The organism is Granulicella aggregans (assembly GCF_014203275.1).
GTDB lineage: Bacteria > Acidobacteriota > Terriglobia > Terriglobales > Acidobacteriaceae > Edaphobacter.
In genome coordinates this window covers 577750-594111 of sequence record NZ_JACHIP010000003.1, presented here as the reverse complement: position 1 = coordinate 594111, position 16362 = coordinate 577750, and the positions used below count along the sequence as shown (strand labels likewise).

Here is a 16362-nt window from a genome sequence, read left to right as displayed (position 1 = left end):
ACTTACAGATGGCGAAACCGGATATCGCGTAGAGACCCGCCCACGCAGAGTCACTGCGACAGATCGACAATCGCGCCATCAGCGGATCGCGCCGAGATAGCAAGCCGGTTCCCCGGTGCACGTGTGATGTCCAGCGTCCAACCGTCGGCAATAAGCACGTGTCTTCGCCCCTCCGCCTTCCATGTGACCTCACCCGCTTGAGGTGATAGGACGCTAACAAGCAGCGTTCCATTGGAAGCATCTCTAGTCGTAACCTCGAGCTGCATCGGCGCAGAGATTGGGCCGTGCTCAGAGCGTTCGTATGCTGAGAGCGGAAATGGTGAATGGCGCATGGTGGATTTGACAGCGGTGTCAGCGAGGGAGCGAAGCTCGAGCTTGTTGCCTGCGTGAGAAAGCAACAACCGATTCTCCTCCGGAACGAACTCTGTGACCTCTTGTTCGGGATGCCAGACGGTGGTGAAGGTGTGCGGCATCGTCGAGACGACATCATCAATCACAACAGTGGGGCCATCTGCGAGGTGAATGAGCGTGCGCCTATAGCTCGCAAGCATTGGGTATACGCTGGTGAGATCGGCTTCGACCATAGAGGCTCGGTCTCCGAAGAGCGTCTGCGTGAACCGCGGGGACGTCCCGAAGACCTCGTTCCCGGGCAGCACTTGGCTTTCGGGATTCCCGTCAACCAGCAATGTGTTATGGCCAATGGCCTGAGTATTGAAGGTGTCATAGTTTGGATCTTTGTAGTAGTCCGCATAGCCGGCCTCGCCAAGCCAGAGAATTCCCTGTGCAGCGTAGGAGACACTGCCTTGATCGGCGTGATTGTGATTGAAATTGCGACCAGCCCGCATAGCAAGAACAACGGAATTTGGCTTCCAACTATCGCGCAGGACGGCGACACCCCGCTCCGGAAAGAGCGCCGAAGGGACCCCAGGGTTTGGCGGTGCAACGGGTTTGATCTGCGATTCCCAGAGTACGCGCGGGAGAATCTGCGTCGTGCCTTCATCGCGATAGCGGAAGTAGAAGTCGGTTGTCGCAGCAGACTGGTTCAGCGCCGCGATATACGCAAAGACGTTTGCAGGCTTAAGGTCGACGTGGCTGTCTCCAAAGTCGAGCAGGTCCGTGGGATTGAACGCGGCATAGCGCATGTAGCGCTCCGGGTTCAGCAGTGCACCATCGATGGACGTGCCGAGCAGGCGCTTGGCTGCAGCCGCGGCAAGCGCAGTAGTCTCAAGATCGAAGCGATGATAGGTGATGCCTTCACCATAGCTGCCGTCACCGGTATAGGCCGCGTGGACGTGATCGCGCTCCTTGGCAAACAGTCCGAGCGCGTACCCAGCAGCTTCGGGATCGTCGCTGGCGAGCGCAGCCAGAAGCGCTCCGCCAACAGTATTACCGATCCAGTTGCTGTGGTTGAACTGCAGCCGATCTTCGGCAACATACTCTTCGTAGGTCGGCTTGACGGAGAGCGATATTAGGCCGCGATCAAGCAGACTGCGATCCCCCGCAGGGAGATCCGCGCCAAGGAATTGCTCGGCCATGACTATGTTGCGAGTCATCAGGCCCACGGGATAGTAGCTGTGATAGCCATGCTGGGAAAACCACGGATGGGTCCACGTCGGCCACGCCGCCATGGTGGTGAGCAGCATCCGGGCCTGATCGAGTGCCGCCTGGTCGCCAGTAGCGCGGAAGAGCATGGCATCCATCAACGCGAGTTCTGAAGGTTGAAGAATCTCAGTGAAGTACGAAGACAGCCCCGGCAAAAGCCATTCCCTGCTCATCAACGCGATGTTCCGTCCCGCATCCGCGACAGTGAGCTTCTCGAGCTGCGCTTTGCGCTCACGGATAGAAGCGATGAGCTGCAGTGTGATGGTCGGCGGCGTATCAAAGACGAGACCAGTCGAACGCGCCGGGCGAACTAGTACAAGCGCCGTGCTTTCGCTATCTTTCGTTTCAAGATGAATCTTCCAGATGCCGGGCCGCGCGTCCTGCGGCATCCGATATCGGACTTCATTGCCCGTTCCCCGCGCGGCTTCTGTGTCGTCGGGTGCGGTGATGCTCCAGCGATTTGCAGATGCAGCTCGCAGAGTAAGTTCCTCACTCGGAGCAAGTGAACGCTGCAGATAGAACAGCTCACGCGTGCCATCCCAAAGCGTGGCTGGCTGGATGATGGGCACGTGTTTCGCGGCAAGCGCCGCAAGATGGAGATTACTGAACATGACGCGCTCGGGCCGACCGTGGATAGAGTGGGGGAAGTCGACCGCGAGGGCAATGGCGGTGATCTGCGTCGTCGAGACGTTGAGTTCTGTGGATATCTGCTGCCAGTCATTACCGGTGAGTGTGAAGTCGTGCTGTTCGTCGGCTGCGCCACGGAAGATGTGCAGGTGGACCGCCGTCTCATGAACTATGTACGGCGCACGGACGCGGAAGCGGATCAACGCATGATCACCGGAGAGCAGGCAGACGCGGCGAATGAAGCCGAGTTGAAAAAAGCCATCGCGGGTAGGCGCAAGTTCGCGCACAAGAACGCTCTCGCCGTTCGCGGTCTCGGGCTGAATACTGGGGTCATAACCTGCTTCCTGCGCGAGCGGAAAGCTCTCCCACCCATCGCGCGAGCCAGAGGTAGATGCTGCACCGGGATGAGGTTCAAAGTGTGTCTGGAAGTCGACAGGCGAGGCGAAGCGGATCGTCTGGGCATTTGCAATCAGGCCGCACAGGACGGCAAGGCAAAGTGCTGCGACAAGTCTCATGCGTGCTGCGCCTGATCGTAAATACGGTTGCGAAGCGTCCCAATGCCGTCCACGGAACACTCAATAACATCGCCATCCGTAAGTAGCCTGCCGCGCGCCATACCGACGCCAGAGGGTGTGCCAATGGAGATCACATCGCCCGGCTCGAGTGTGAGCACCGCGGAGATGTATACGATCGCCTCCGCAACAGAGTGAATCATCGCTGAGAGTGGAGCGCTTTGTACTTCGTCACCATTGAGTCGCGCGCTCACGACGCAATCGAGCAGCGTCTCCGCGCGCAGTTCGTCGGCAGTCACGACAAAGGGACCCATCGGCGCGGAGCCATCGAACCACTTGCCGACGAGCCAGTCGTAGAAGTCATCGTTCGAGCGCTTCTTACGGCCAACCATGCCGTCGTTCAGCTTGCGCTCAGAGATGTCGTTGACGATGGTGTATCCAAAGACGGCAGAGATCGCGTTTTCGAGCGTCGCGTTCTTCGTATGTCTTCCAATGACCACAGCGAGTTCCGATTCGTAGTCCAGCGCATGGTTGGCTCTAGTCAAAGGGATGTCGTCCGTCGGCCCGATGATCGTCGTCGACGGCTTGAGAAAGAACTGCGGCGTAAGATTCTCTTCCGGTGCTGCTTCGAAGCCGGACTCCACGATGTGTGCACGGAAGTTCCCTGCAAGCAGAAGGAACTTTGGCGGTCGAGGAATGGGCGCAGCCCAGACCGCGTGAGGCAATGGCTTCGCGTGGGGCAAAGCTTCTTCGAGCACTGCTGCGAGGCGCGTCCAGTCTTCTATGACGCCCAGAAGAGCCTGCTCCTCGACGCAGCCGGAGAGATCGACGATGACGCCGTCGCGCTCCGCGGCCAGCAGATGGCGGCCTTCGTATCTTGCGATTCCGAGTTTCATCGGCGCACCGTGGACGGAAGCGCCGGGACGACAGCTTCCGTGAGTGCAGCTTCAACGGCGGCGAGCGAGGACTCCACATCGGCCTCTGTGTGTGCAGCGGACAGGAACCAGTTACCGCGCGGGATAATGCGCACTCCGCGGTCCACCATCGCTGAGACGAACGCGGTGTAGAGCTCATTGTTCATCGTGAGCGATGAGCGGTAGTCATACACAGTCTGCTCGCCAGACAACGGGAAGCCGACGTAGAAGATCGCCCCGTAGCCCTGCACTACGATGGGGACTTCGAGCCGTGCGCCGATGGCGCGAATGCCGTTCATTAACTGCGTACCCGTGTGTTCGACAGTACGATAAACCTCGCCGTTGTTGGCTTCGAGCGCGTCCAGATTGGCGATCGCGCCGGCACACGCAGGCGGGATGCTGTTATAGGTCCCGCCGTGTCCGACCTTGCCGGCAGCGATGAGACCCATATACTTCTCTTTGCCTGCAAGGCAACTGATGGGCATGCCGTTGGCGATAGCCTTGCCGAAGATAGTCAGATCCGGAACGATATTGAAGCGACCCTGCGCGCCGGCCAGCGAAAGACGAAAGCCTGTAATCACTTCGTCGAAGATCAGAACGATGCCGTAGCCATTGCAGAGAGTGCGAAGAGCCTCGAGAAAGCCCGGCTGCGGTGCGATGACGGCGGTGTTGCACATCACGGGCTCAGTGATGATGGCCGCGATCGTGTTGCCGTGGCGCGAGAGATACTCCTCGAGCACGGCGAGGTTGTTCCAGGGCAGCACAATCAGGTGCGAGTCCGCTCCTGAGAACTGCCCGTTCGACTCCGCCAGCGTGGCGGGCGAAAGCGCATCACCAGCTACGCCAGGGTCAGGCGCAAGGCTGTAGAGAATGTTGTCCAGCCATCCGTGATACTGGCCTTCGAACTTGATGATGGTCTGGCGACCGGTCGCCGCGCGGGCTAGCCGGAGTGCCCCGTGAACGGCCTCGGAACCCGAGATGCCGAAGCGCACCAGCTCCGCGCAAGGGATGATGCGTGAGACGCGCTCAGAGAGTTCGTACTCGAGCTCGTGTTGCGCCGCATAGATCTGTCCGCGCTGAAGCTGCTTGCACGTTGCGTCGATGACGGCCTGGTAAGTGTGGCCAAGAAATAGCGGGCCGCGCCCGAGCACGTAGTCGATATATTCGTTGCCGTCGATGTCCCAGAGACGCGATCCCGCACCGTGATCGAAGAAGAGTGGGAATGGCTTGTCGCCGGCACGCACGTTGCTGCTCACACCGCCAGCGAGCGTCTTACGCGAACGCTCCAGGGCGGCAATCGATTTGGCGTAACGCGTATTCATGCGCGATCTCTCCTCTGGCTAGTTTTCTGTGAATGATGGAACAGAGACGTTCGCTCCGCCGTTCGCGAGCGACTCATGGATGGCGGTGAGCACAGCGGTAACGCGGCGACCATCACGGACCCCAACCGCCGGCGCGACATCTTTGCGAATGGCATTGATGAAGTCATCGAGGCACGAAGGGAACGCTCCTCGCAGCGTGCCGAAGACGTCGGCGGAGAGGAACGTCTTGGGGAAGATAAAGCGATCGTTGGTGCTCATCTCCAGGCTCTCGCGCTTGCGGTCGAAGTGCAGGTGGCCACGCTCTGCGACTAGGCCGATGAAGGAGTCCACCATCGTGGGAAAGGTGTTCGGATGGACCCAGCCCGACTCAAAGGTGGCGATGGCACCACATGCGTAGCGTACCTGCGCCTGGATCATGTCGTAGGTGTCGATGCCCTGCGCGACGAGGACCTGCTTGATGCCCCAGGCGCGCGCTTCCACAGGCTCGCTGGCGAAGAACCATGTGACGAGATCGATGTCGTGGCAGCTCAGGAACCACGCGGGAGTCGTCTGCGCTGCCCAAGGAATCAACTTCGTCGGTACGAAGATGGTGTCATTCTTGCGGGCATACGCCGTAAGCGGTTGGCCGATCTCGCCAGCAGCGATGGAGAGCTTGCCCTGGTGATACGGCGCGAGCCAGCGGTGATTGAAGGCAACTTGTACCTTGAGGCCCGAGGCTTCGGCAAGGCGTACCAGTTCGTCGGCCTCGGAAAGGCTGGTTGTCATGGGCTTTTCAATGAGCACGTGCTTGCCATGACTCAGCGCGCTGGCCGTAGCCTCGAAGTGCATGTCGTCGGGCAGAGCGACGCAAACAGCATCAATCTCCGGCGACTCCGTGATCGTGCGCCAATCGGCGGTAGCCGTGGGCACGCCGTATTGCAGCGCCACCTTCTCGGCACTTTCGATGCGGCTTGCCGCAACCGCCGTAACCCGTGCATAAGGGTGGTCCTGGTAGATGCGGACGTACTGCTGACCCATGATACCGGCGCCGATCACGCCCATTCGAATCTTGTCGCTCATGCTGAGACCTTCCCGTTTGCGTGGAGTTCGACGAGCAGGTCGATGGCCGCTCTCTGCAACACAAGACCAGCCGCTGCCGGTACCCGTGAGGCGACGACCTCGTACCCGGAGGTTGCGGTTGCCTGCTCGTCGGGCACATAGCCAATGTAGTCGTTGGCGAGCCCAAGGAGGCAGGTGCGCGTAAATGGCGAGCCTTCGCGAATACCGAGCGCGATGCGAACGAAGATCTCACCCGGCAACGTGACCACGGCCATGCCGCCCAGTCGCAGCGCGACGCACTCGACCCGAAGATGCTTCGGCTCCGGCTCAGCGGACTCTTCGTAGAGCTTCGCGTAGAACTCCTCGATGCGCGCGAAGAGTGAACGCTGTCGCTTGGCCAGCATCTCCGGACTGGTATCGCCACCATCGACCAACTGCGCCAGTGCTTCAGTCTTCGCCCGCGTCATCTTCGCGAGCGGAGCGTACTGCTTCAATGCAAGGTTCGGATGCGCGGTCCGAACATCGAGTGTTGCTGGCTCCGTTACGAGCGAAGGAAGCCCGGAGAGCACGGCATCGGCTAGGCGCTTCCCCAGCAGCTGGGCTGTCTCGAAGGTGCGGAAGCTGTCAATGATGCCGACGGCGCTCAGGTCGCTCTTGTGGCCGATGCTTAGGTCGCCCTCCGCTCCGTTGAAGTAGAGCGCATCCACACCCACGCCGAGCGAGGCGCGCAATTTCTCCAGCGTGTAGAACGGAAAGTCCTGCGTGATGCTGAGCGTGTTCGGTCCCAACACCGTCGTATGGCAGGCGTAGAGCACCGCAATCGCCGCGGGCTGCCCGTTCCCTTCTTCGATGAGCAGGACCCCGGCATAAGGATCGACGGGCAGCCCATCCGCCGTACGCCGGTTGACGGCGATGCCGCTCACCGGCACCATGCCAGTCTTCAGCGTGCGCTCGCGACGCCGCTCGAAGGCTTCGATCGTCGCGTTGGCAATTCCAGTGGCGAGCGTTTCGAGATAGACCTCATCGAGCGGCTGCCCCTGGTTGAAGAAGTGATTCAGCGTGACCGGTCCGCAGTGGGTGTGCGTCGCGGAGAGGATGATATGCGCGGCAGGTATGCCGGTCGCGGAAGCAATGCGCTCGCGAACTCGCGCCGAAAATTGCGCGGAAACTGCGATCACCTCCACGCTGATCAGCGCGACCGTGCAATCGGCGGCATCAAAGACCAGCGCCCGAGCATGCAGCTCATCATGCACGTCGTTCGAGGGCAGCTTGCGCGCGTCGAAGCCGGCCATCTGTCCGCCAACGGGTGGAGTGATGCACCGGCTTGCGATGCCGATCTTCCAGCTATCCGGCACTCTCTACCTCGGCCGTCAGGATGCGCGCGATGCAGTCGATCTCCACCTTGATGCCGAGCCCCAGCATGGACTGCACCGTCGTGCGCGTGGGCAGGGTCCCGGTGAAGAACTCCTGGTAGACCGTGTTGAAGCGGTCGAAGTCTTCTATCCGGATCAGGTGTACGGTGCAGCGGACTACATCGGAGTAGGAGCATCCGCCCGCCTTCAGCACGTCGCCCATGTTCCGCAGCGTCAGCCGCACTTCTTCTTCGATGTTGCCGGCGACGGCCTTGCCCGTGGCGACATCGATCGGCCCCTGGCCGCTGACATACAACCAGCCATCGACGATAAGGCCGTCGGAGTAAGCCCCGGTGCTGGCGGCGCGGTTCGGATTCGTGACTGCGGTGAAAGCCATGGCAGGCTCCTCTATAGGGAAGATAGGATTACCATACTGTGCCGCAAGCCGATACGCCGAATACGCCGGCGCGGAGCGTCCAAGGGACTGGACAGCATAGGTATGCGCCTTGACGCAACGCGACGAGCACCGAAGAATGAAAACATCCATGACAGGCAAGCAAACGACACGTACACCGGTTACGTCCAAGGCGAAGTCTATCCGAACTACGAAGCCCATGCGCGTGGGCGTAATTGGACTCGGCCTGATGGGACAAGGGATCGCAACTTGTCTGCTTACGCATGGCAACGTTGTCGTGGGATTCGACAGTGACCGGAAGCGCTACAAAGACACGCTCGCTCACGCCCGCACTGCGATTGCGGAGCTGAAAAAACAGAAGCTCATCGAACCGACTCATTCAGCGAGCTGGAAGCCACGTCTGGAGTTCGTCGATTCCATGCAGGGCCTCTCTGGGTGTTCACTCGTAGTGGAGTGCGTGCGCGAAGATCTGGAACTGAAGCGCACCATCTTCGCGGAGCTTGAGATGATCGTGCCGCGGAAGACCATCATCGCGTCCAACACATCGAGCCTGCCCATCTCGCTGCTGCAACAGAATCGCATCGCGCCGGAACGCTTCATCGGCATGCACTGGGGAGAGCCCGCACAGATCATGCGCTACCTCGAGATCATTCCCGGTGACAAGACTAGCCGCCAGACCACGAAGGCCGCCCTGAACTTCGGGCTGGCCTGTGGCAAAGAGCCCGCGGTTCTGAAGCAGGACATTCGAGGATTTTTATCGAACCGGATGATGTACGCGATGCTGCGCGAGGCCTGCTATCTGGTCGAATCCGGCATTGCCGACGTTGAAACGGTGGACCAGTCCTTCCGCAACGATATCGGCTGGTGGGCGCTGCTCGCGGGGCCGTTTCGCTGGATGGATCTGACAGGCATTCCCGCCTACGCGGCAGTGATGGACGGTCTCCTGGGCGAGCTATCGAACCAGACTGAGACGCCGAAGATGATGCAGCAGATGGTGAAGCGTGGTGCGCTCGGCGTCGCGAACCAGAAGGGCTTCTACAAGTACACAAAGCCAAGCGCAGCGCAGTGGGAGCGCGACTGGGTCCAGTTCACCTACGAGATGCGACAGCTTGCGGAGAAGTACACGCCGGCGAAAGGAACGAAGTGAGCGCGAGCGAGTCGAACCCGATGCCCCAGTCAAACACGAGAGTCATGTCGTGGGTCCTGTTGTTTTCCTGCAACCTGATGTGGGCGCTGCAGTTTACCTGCATCAAGCTGGTTCAGGACCAATGCGGACCGCTCTTCACCGTCTGGTTCCCCACCGCTATCTCGCTCGCTGTGCTGTACCCCTTCGTGCTCGCAGAGCGACGCGAGAGCAGGAACGCACCCGTGGCACCTACGGACAGGAAGAAACCGAGTCTCTTCGTGATTTACGCGGTGTTGTGCGTCTTCGGCGTCATCCCCGGACAACTCTTCATGACCTGGGGCACGCGCCTGTCGCTGGCCAGCAATGCCGCGTTGCTCACACTCACGCTTCCGGTGACGACGGCAATCTTCGCCGTCATCTTTCTCAAAGAGAAGATGACCGGCCTGCGCTGGGCTAGCTTCGCTCTTGCCGTTGCGGGCGTGGGCTTATGCTCCGGCATCGACGTGCATTCGGTGAGCTTCAACAAGGGGCAGCTTGCGGGAAATCTGCTGGTCTTTGGCGCTATCCTCGGTAGCTCGTTCTACAACTCCTACGGCAAGGCGGCGCTCGAGTGGCACTCGCCTATGGAGATGCTCTTCTGGACCTACGTCGGTCTCACCTTATTGATGACCCCGTTCGTCGTTGCGCTCGAACGCGACAGCTTCCGCAATCTTCCGCACTTCACGCTCACCACGTGGTCGGGTCTTGTCATGCTGATGCTCTTCCACACGACCTTGTCGATGATCCTCTTCCTCAAGGCCCTCAAGTCGATCGACGCCATTCAGGCCGCGCTTTCGAACTACCTCATAGCGTTCTTTGGCCTTCCCATCGCCGCGATCTGGCTGCATGAGCGCATCAGCGCTTACGCGGCGATTGGCGGAATCCTGGTGCTGCTCAGTACCGTGCTGATCACTATGCTGGAGAAGCCGGCTCCAGTAGAGACCGTCCTTCCCTGAAGACGTAGTGCACACCTTCGGGCGACTGCTCGGGGTTGGTGTATGTAGCGCGGCTACGAATGGTAGCGGGATCGAAGACCGTAACATCGGCGAGATAGCCAGCCCGCAGAAAACCGCGCTCTGCAATGCCAAAGCGCGATGAGGGGAGGCCGGTGATCTTGTGGATGGCGGTAGCAAGCGGCATCCACTGTCGGTCGCGGCACAGGTTGCCTAGAAGCTCAGGGAAGGTGCCATGCAACCGTGGATGCGGTCGCCCTTTCACGTAGAAGCCGTCGCTGATGATGATCGCTAACGGGTGGTTCAGGTTGCGGCGCAGATTCTCTTCGCTCTGATTGAACTCGAGCACATTCACCTGACCGCGCTCTTCAAGCAGCAGGTCAAAGATCACATCAGCGGGCCGCTGCTGGCGAAGCTCACCGAGTTCTTCGAGACTCTTGCCGACAGCGTGAGCGTTACGTTCCGATCCCACCGCAGAGACGAAGAGCTCATCCCAGGTGTTCGCGATCGAGCCAAGCATCTCCTCCTCCATGCGGGCGCGCTGCGTCGGTGCTGCAAGCAGCGTCAGCATTCCAGCAGTTCCGCCCTGGAGCGCCCACTGCGGCAGCAGTTGTGTCATCACAGTACTGCCGGCGATGTAGGGGTAACAGTCGAAGGCGACATCGACCCCGCGCTCATGAGCCGCTTCGATACACTCCAGTGCGCGATCATTCAACTCCCGGTTGGGCCGCCCCACCGCTTGTAGGTGAGATATCTGCAGGCGGCAGCCGGTGCGCTCGGCCAGCCGGATCTGTTCGTCTACGGCCTCGAGCAGGTAGAAGCCGTAGTCCCGCATATGCGTGCAGTAGATCTTGTCGTGCGCGGCGACGACGGAACAGAGCCTTTCAAGTTCAGAAGCGGGCGCACCGGAGCCTGGAGCGTACATCAGGCCAGTGGAGAAGCCGATGGCCCCCTGCTCGAACGCCTCCGCGAGCTTCTGCTCCATCGATGCGAGAAGCGGCTCTTCCAGCGCATCCATGCGATTGCCCGCGACCGCGACGCGAAGACTGCCGTGACCTATCAACGAGTAGACACTGGCAACAGTTTCCTCGGTACCTGTGTCTGCCAGGTACTCGCCGGCGGTATCCCATTCCCAGTGATCGCCGCCGCAGAAGATTCCGTTTGCGAAGGAGCGCAGCTCCGCGGCGTGTGCGCCATGCGGGTAAGCAGAGAAACCGCAGTTGCCGACGACCTCGCTGGTGACGCCCTGCAGAAGCTTTTCACGCCGCCCCTCCAGCACCTGCAGATCGGAGTGGGAATGCACATCGATGAATCCCGGAGCGACGACGAGACTCGTGCAGTCGATGATGCTGGCATCAGCAGGCAGATCGAAGTGCCCGACCGTAACGATCCGGTCGCCGTGGATCAGCACATTCCCTGGGCGAATCTCCTCGCCCGATCCATCGGCGAGCATACCTCCCAACAATACCAGCGGTCGCGCGTCGTGCAGTTGACTCATATCTCCAGCGTCTCACACGCTAGTGGCGGCAGGTCACCGCTGCCAGCGACTCCGCCACTGCCTGCAGTGTGTAGCGCACGTCGTCCCTCGTATGCGCCGCTGACAGCGAGCATTGCTTCATCGGCAGCTGGAAATAGTACACGCCGTGGCCCAGCAATTCGCGCCGGATAAGGCCGTCGAGGTCCGCATCGTGGTTCGCCGCGAGATCGTGCCAGTCCACCGGCAGGTGGTCCATGAAGTAGGCGCAGAATGCCGATCCCTGCCGCGCCACTACGGCCTCTGTGCCAGCCTTCTTGAAGATCTCTTCCAGGCCGCGCTGCATCTCGCAGCCAAGCTCTTCCATGTGCTGATAGACAGCGCCGTTATTCTCCGCGAGCCGCTCGATCGTCGCGATGGCGGCGACCGTCGGCACCGGATGCCCGTTGTATGTGCCGGCAAGCAGCACACGCCGTCTGGGGTCGGGGCTGACGAAGAGGTCCATCAAGTCCTTTCTTCCGCCGATGACTGCGATGGGGTACCCGTTCGCGATCGCCTTGCCGTAGACGACGAGGTCGGGCCTTACGCCCGAGAGCGTCGAGAACCCGCCCAGAGCATGGCGGAAGCCCGTCTTCACCTCGTCGAAGATGAGGATGAAGCCGTACTTGTCCGCGAGCGCACGGAGCCCTTCGAGGTACCCCGGCTGGGGCCGAATGATGCCGACGTTCTGCAGAATTGGTTCGCAGATAAGCCCGGCGATGGGATACTTGCGGCACATCGCTTCGACCGACTCGAGGTCGTTGAAGTTCACCGGATGCACCAGCGAGCTGTGCTCTTCCGGGATGCCCGCGCTGATGGGCAGGAACGGGTACTCGTCCGCGACGCGGCGTTCCCCCAGCACGCCCAGGGGCGTCATCAGGTTGCAGGCAACGTCATTGTGCCAGCCGTGATATCCACCCTGCGGCTTGATGATGTGCGAGCGTCCGGTCGATGCTCGTGCAAGCCGAAGCGCCTGATAGGTGGCTTCGCTTCCGGTGTTCAAAATCTGAACGCTCTCGACTGCGGGCACGGCATCGCAGATCATCTGCGCCAGCTGTCCCTCGAGTGTGGTTGTACCGGAGCCATACAGGCTGCGCTGTTCATCCAGCACGCGACGGACGGCGTTGTTTACGTACTCGTCGCTATGACCCAGCACGTAGGGGCCGAAGGCGGCGTGGAAGTCGATGAAGCGGTTGCCTTCAACGTCCCACATGTAGGCACCGAGCGCACGATCAAAGACGATGGGAGGATCGACGGCACGGTTAGTGGAGACCACTCCACCTGGAATGTACTGCGTATTCGCGCTCAGAATCGCTTCGGATTTTGGATAATTTGGCATCGGCCTGCTTGGAAAGTTCGGGGTCCAGACAATGCGTTCTGGGGAGACTGCTCCCTACTGTAGGCAAGGGAGATGTTCTTTACGGTAAAAATCGAGCGCCTCCGGGGTTCTGTCCATGCTGCTGGACGATACCCCGGAGTCCGCCACGATCGGCTAGAAGACGATCTTGCCGCCAATCTGCACCTGGCGATTGGCGACGTTACCCGTCGAATCGAAGGTGCCGACTGCCGAGGAGGAGATGTTGCCGGAAGGGTTGGAGAAGTTCGGGTGATTGAGCACGTTGAAGGCGTCGAAGCGAAGCAGGAGATTCGCGCTCTCCCACAGCTTCGTCTTCTTCTCCAGGCTGAGGTCTACGCCCGTCTCATTCGGTCCAATCAACGAGTTGCGCCGTGCCGTGCCAAAGGTGAACGGAGCTGGCGCAGTAAACGCCGCAGGATTGAACCACAGGTCACGAGAGTGCGCTCCACTATAGACTCCTGCCCCCGGAACCACGTTGGCCCGCGTCGCATACCAGCCCACAGTGGACTGGCCATTGACCGTACCCGGAATCGAGAAGGTCGGTGTGAAGGGTGAACCAGAGCGAACCTGGGTCAGACTCGAGATAGACCATCCGTTCACAGCGCGCTCGCCGAAGCCATGGAACTGGATTGGCAACTCATACGTGCCGGTGAGAAAGAAGTTGTGATGACGCGTGCCGTCGGTGTTGCCTACATCAGCAGTGGGATTGTAGGGGTCTTGCGGGGTCCCCACGATCGGCACGTCATCCAGCGATTGGTTATAGGTGTAGCTGGTCTGTAGGTAGAGCCCGTGGCCGGTACGCTTGGTGGCTTCAAATTGAAGCTGGTTGGTCTTCGAGAATCCCTTCGAGACCAGCGTCAGGATACTTCCCCAGGGCTGGTACGGACGACCTGACTGCAGCGAACCCAGCGGGCGCATCGGTGAGGGCAGGTTCTTGTTGTAGACATACCAAGGAGCCTGCGTCGCGCGGTTGCCGATGTAGGAAAGCCGCACGCCAAAGTTCTTTGGCAGGACCTGTTCCACCGTGAGGTTCCACTGTTGTACGCGGGCATTCTTTAGATCACGATTGACCGCATAGATGGTTGGGTTGGCGGCGATCGCTCCCGTCCCGGGGAAGGGGTTCGCCAAGGTCAGTTGCGGAGCGATAGCTGAAGTCGCCGTATAGGTCTGGTTCAGAGTGAACGGAAAGTTCAACTGTGACACCTCACGCTCACCAATGTATGGCGGAATGAGGTTGTAGTAGATGCCATAGCCACCGCGAACAACCAGCTTGTCCGTGTTCAAGGGACGGGCCGCGAAACCGAAGCGCGGACCGAAGTCCTTCTTGTCCGTGTTGATTACGGAACTTCCCCAGCCTACCGCTTCTGAGGTCGTATATGTCCCGGGGTAAGCGGCGAGCACAGTGGGATTCACGTCTTTCGGCAGCGCGCCGTGGTCGGAGCGAATGACAAACTGGCCGGTGGCGAAGTCAAAATTAGTGAAGTCGCCATGCGCTTCGGTAGGCGTTGTCTGCATCTCCCAGCGCATGCCGAAGTTCAGCGTGATGCGCGACGTGAGGTTCCAGTCGTCCTGACCGAAGAACGCGACGTCCTTGTACTTTTCATAATTGGGTATCTGCGGAATAGCGCGGGCCGTGCTATTTGCATCGCCCAGGAGGAAGTCGGCAAAGGGGTCGCCGGTGCTACACGCGGCCGCATTCGCAGTACAGGCCCCTGGATCCTGCGCATCTGAAGTGTAGCGACCCGTGAAGCCGAAGTTGCCAAGGGCGTTCGCGTTGCTTGTGCCTGCCTTGATGGCGATGGCATTGAAGTTAATGGCACCGCCAAACTTGAACGTGTGCTTGCCGTGTACAAGGGTGAAGTTGTCGAGTATCTGTTGCGTGGTCTCAGGCGAGTAACCACTGCCGCCGGTGTCGCCCACGCTGTCATAGAGCCCATTGAAGCCGACTGTCGGCAGGCCGCCGATAGCAAAGGGACCGTACAAACCGGGAAAGAGCGACGTGGGGTCGAAGTTCGCGTTCTGCCCCAGGCGGATGCTGCGGTGGCTGAGATAGGCGTAGTGAATCTCGTTCAGCAGGTGCGCGGAGAAAACCATGTTGTCGCGCAGGAATGCCGACTGCGTCTTATAGCCGGCGTTTGCGTAGTTTCCGTACTCCGCCGGTGTACCGTTCGGTGAGAAGTACTGGTTGGGAAAGGAATAAGTACCACCGAGCGTCAGCGTGTGAACCTTGTCCAGATTGTGGTCGAACTTCAAGGTGTAGCGCTGTAGATCGTACTTCGTTGGGTAGTACTCGGTAAGGTTGTTGGTTCCAGGTGCCGCGTTCGGAAGATTCGCATGCGGCATGAAAGCAACGATCGCCGCGGCGCGTGGATCAATTGCTGTAAGTTGGTTCCCCGCAAATGGCAACCCGGTCGCTGGGTCATAAAGCGTCTTGCCGAGCGCGGAGAAATCGCCTGTACGTTCCGCGTCCGTGGGAACGATGAAGCTCCGCGGATGGCCCGCACGATAGAAGAAGTACTCCGCGCTGCCGAAGAAGAATGTCTTGTCCTTCCAGATGGGGCCGCCGAGCGTGCCACCAAACTCGTTGCGGTTCAGCTCAGGCTTGGCTGTAACGCCGTCCTTCGTAAAGAAGTCACGGGCAGCATACGCACGGTTCCGGTTGAACTCATAGATCTCGCCGTGGAACCTGTTGCTGCCGGACTTTGTGATGATGGATACCGCCGAGCCGCCTTCAAACTCCGCCTTCGCGAGCGAGCTCTCCACCTTGATCTCCTGGATCGTCTCGGTCGAAGGTAGCGTTGAAAGTCCCGAATCATAGGAGTACGCCGCCGAGCCATTGCCAAGGTCGTTGAATGGAACGCCATCCACTGTGTAGTAGGTTCCGCCCCATCGCGTAGCGCCGCCGATGTTCGGAGCCGCAGCACTGTCCGACGTGTTACCCGCTACAAAGAGAAGCGCACTGTCCACGGTTCGACCGTTGAGCGGATAGCGAGCGATCTGTTGTCCGTCAATGACTGTGCCGATTGAGGCCGAATCCGTGGTGATCGCATCCGGAGCGGCGGAGATATCTACCGTATTATTCGCGCTTCCGATGACTAGTTTTACGTCGTTACGCTGAGTAGCATTCACAAGCAATCGCACGCTGTTGACCGTAGCGTTCGAAAACCCGGCCGCGGATATGGTGATCTCGTAGGTCGACGGCTCAAGGTTTGGAGCGCGGTATTCGCCGTCCTTGCCGGTGGTGAGCTGGAAGCTCTGGTTGGTCGCTGTATCGCGAACCGTGACTTTGGCTCCGATGACGGCGGCGCCGCTGGGGTCAGTCACCAAACCTACCAACGTTCCGGAGATCGACTGGCCCAACGCGGTGCCTGAAATACAGATCAAGCAGAGGAGAAGCAAAGGTGAGATCAGGGCGGCGAAGCGTTTCATGGGAAGCGTCCTCGGGTCGAAGTGGGTGAAGCGGCGAAACGGATGAAGCGGAGAACAGACACGTCGAAAAGGCTCTGTAAATGCGGATAGACCACTGGCCTGACTCGAAGATCGAGCGCCAAAACAAGCAGGTGCGGTGTATCGATGATTCACTGTGCGCCGG

Annotated in this window: 11 protein-coding genes; 2 read left to right on the top strand and 9 right to left on the bottom strand. The window is 60.0% G+C overall.

What is annotated here, in order from left to right; genetic code table 11:
• Window positions 1-50: 50 nt before the first annotated feature.
• From HDF16_RS12785 to HDF16_RS12760, 6 genes are read right to left on the bottom strand one after another with little or no spacing between them, the layout of a single operon-like run.
• Window positions 51-2744 carry a heparinase II/III domain-containing protein gene (locus HDF16_RS12785; RefSeq protein ID WP_184217099.1) on the bottom strand — a complete coding sequence of 898 codons (2694 nt, stop codon included), beginning with the start codon at window positions 2742-2744 and terminating at the stop codon, window positions 51-53.
• Window positions 2741-3637: a fumarylacetoacetate hydrolase family protein gene (locus HDF16_RS12780; RefSeq protein ID WP_184217098.1), complete on the bottom strand. Its 897-nt coding sequence runs from the start codon at window positions 3635-3637 to the stop codon at window positions 2741-2743. Before HDF16_RS12780 ends, HDF16_RS12785 begins: the two co-directional genes overlap by 4 nt.
• On the bottom strand, window positions 3634-4977 hold the full coding sequence (locus tag HDF16_RS12775; RefSeq protein ID WP_184217097.1) for an aspartate aminotransferase family protein: 1344 nt from the start codon (window positions 4975-4977) through the stop codon (window positions 3634-3636). The genes HDF16_RS12780 and HDF16_RS12775 overlap by 4 nt, the downstream gene beginning before the upstream one ends.
• 18 nt (window positions 4978-4995) lie before the next feature.
• Entirely contained in the window at window positions 4996-6036 is a 1041-nt protein-coding gene (locus HDF16_RS12770) for a Gfo/Idh/MocA family protein (RefSeq protein WP_184217096.1), read from the bottom strand.
• Window positions 6033-7370: a neutral/alkaline non-lysosomal ceramidase N-terminal domain-containing protein gene (locus tag HDF16_RS12765; RefSeq protein ID WP_184217095.1), complete on the bottom strand. Its 1338-nt coding sequence runs from the start codon at window positions 7368-7370 to the stop codon at window positions 6033-6035. Before HDF16_RS12765 ends, HDF16_RS12770 begins: the two co-directional genes overlap by 4 nt.
• Window positions 7360-7764 carry a RidA family protein gene (locus HDF16_RS12760; RefSeq protein WP_184217093.1) on the bottom strand — a complete coding sequence of 135 codons (405 nt, stop codon included), beginning with the start codon at window positions 7762-7764 and terminating at the stop codon, window positions 7360-7362. Before HDF16_RS12760 ends, HDF16_RS12765 begins: the two co-directional genes overlap by 11 nt.
• Window positions 7765-7900: 136 nt before the next feature.
• On the opposite strand from HDF16_RS12760, the gene HDF16_RS12755 reads away from it, so the two are divergent.
• On the top strand, window positions 7901-8929 hold the full coding sequence (locus HDF16_RS12755) for a 3-hydroxyacyl-CoA dehydrogenase family protein (protein WP_221312708.1): 1029 nt from the start codon (window positions 7901-7903) through the stop codon (window positions 8927-8929).
• 44 nt (window positions 8930-8973) lie between these two features.
• Window positions 8974-9903, top strand: a complete 930-nt coding sequence (locus HDF16_RS12750; RefSeq protein ID WP_221312707.1) for a DMT family transporter — start codon at window positions 8974-8976, stop codon at window positions 9901-9903.
• On the opposite strand, the gene HDF16_RS12745 is transcribed toward HDF16_RS12750, so the two are convergent.
• The 3 genes from HDF16_RS12745 to HDF16_RS12735 all read right to left on the bottom strand — a co-directional run bounded on the left by HDF16_RS12745 (window position 9860) and on the right by HDF16_RS12735 (window position 16199).
• The gene (locus HDF16_RS12745; protein WP_184217089.1) at window positions 9860-11398 is read right to left on the bottom strand and encodes an N-acyl-D-amino-acid deacylase family protein; all 1539 of its coding nucleotides are present in this window, start codon (window positions 11396-11398) and stop codon (window positions 9860-9862) included. The genes HDF16_RS12750 and HDF16_RS12745 overlap by 44 nt on opposite strands.
• A gap of 19 nt (window positions 11399-11417) precedes the next feature.
• Window positions 11418-12752 carry an aspartate aminotransferase family protein gene (locus tag HDF16_RS12740; RefSeq protein WP_184217087.1) on the bottom strand — a complete coding sequence of 445 codons (1335 nt, stop codon included), beginning with the start codon at window positions 12750-12752 and terminating at the stop codon, window positions 11418-11420.
• A gap of 153 nt (window positions 12753-12905) precedes the next feature.
• Window positions 12906-16199, bottom strand: a complete 3294-nt coding sequence (locus HDF16_RS12735; protein WP_184217086.1) for a TonB-dependent receptor — start codon at window positions 16197-16199, stop codon at window positions 12906-12908.
• Window positions 16200-16362: the final 163 nt, after the last annotated feature.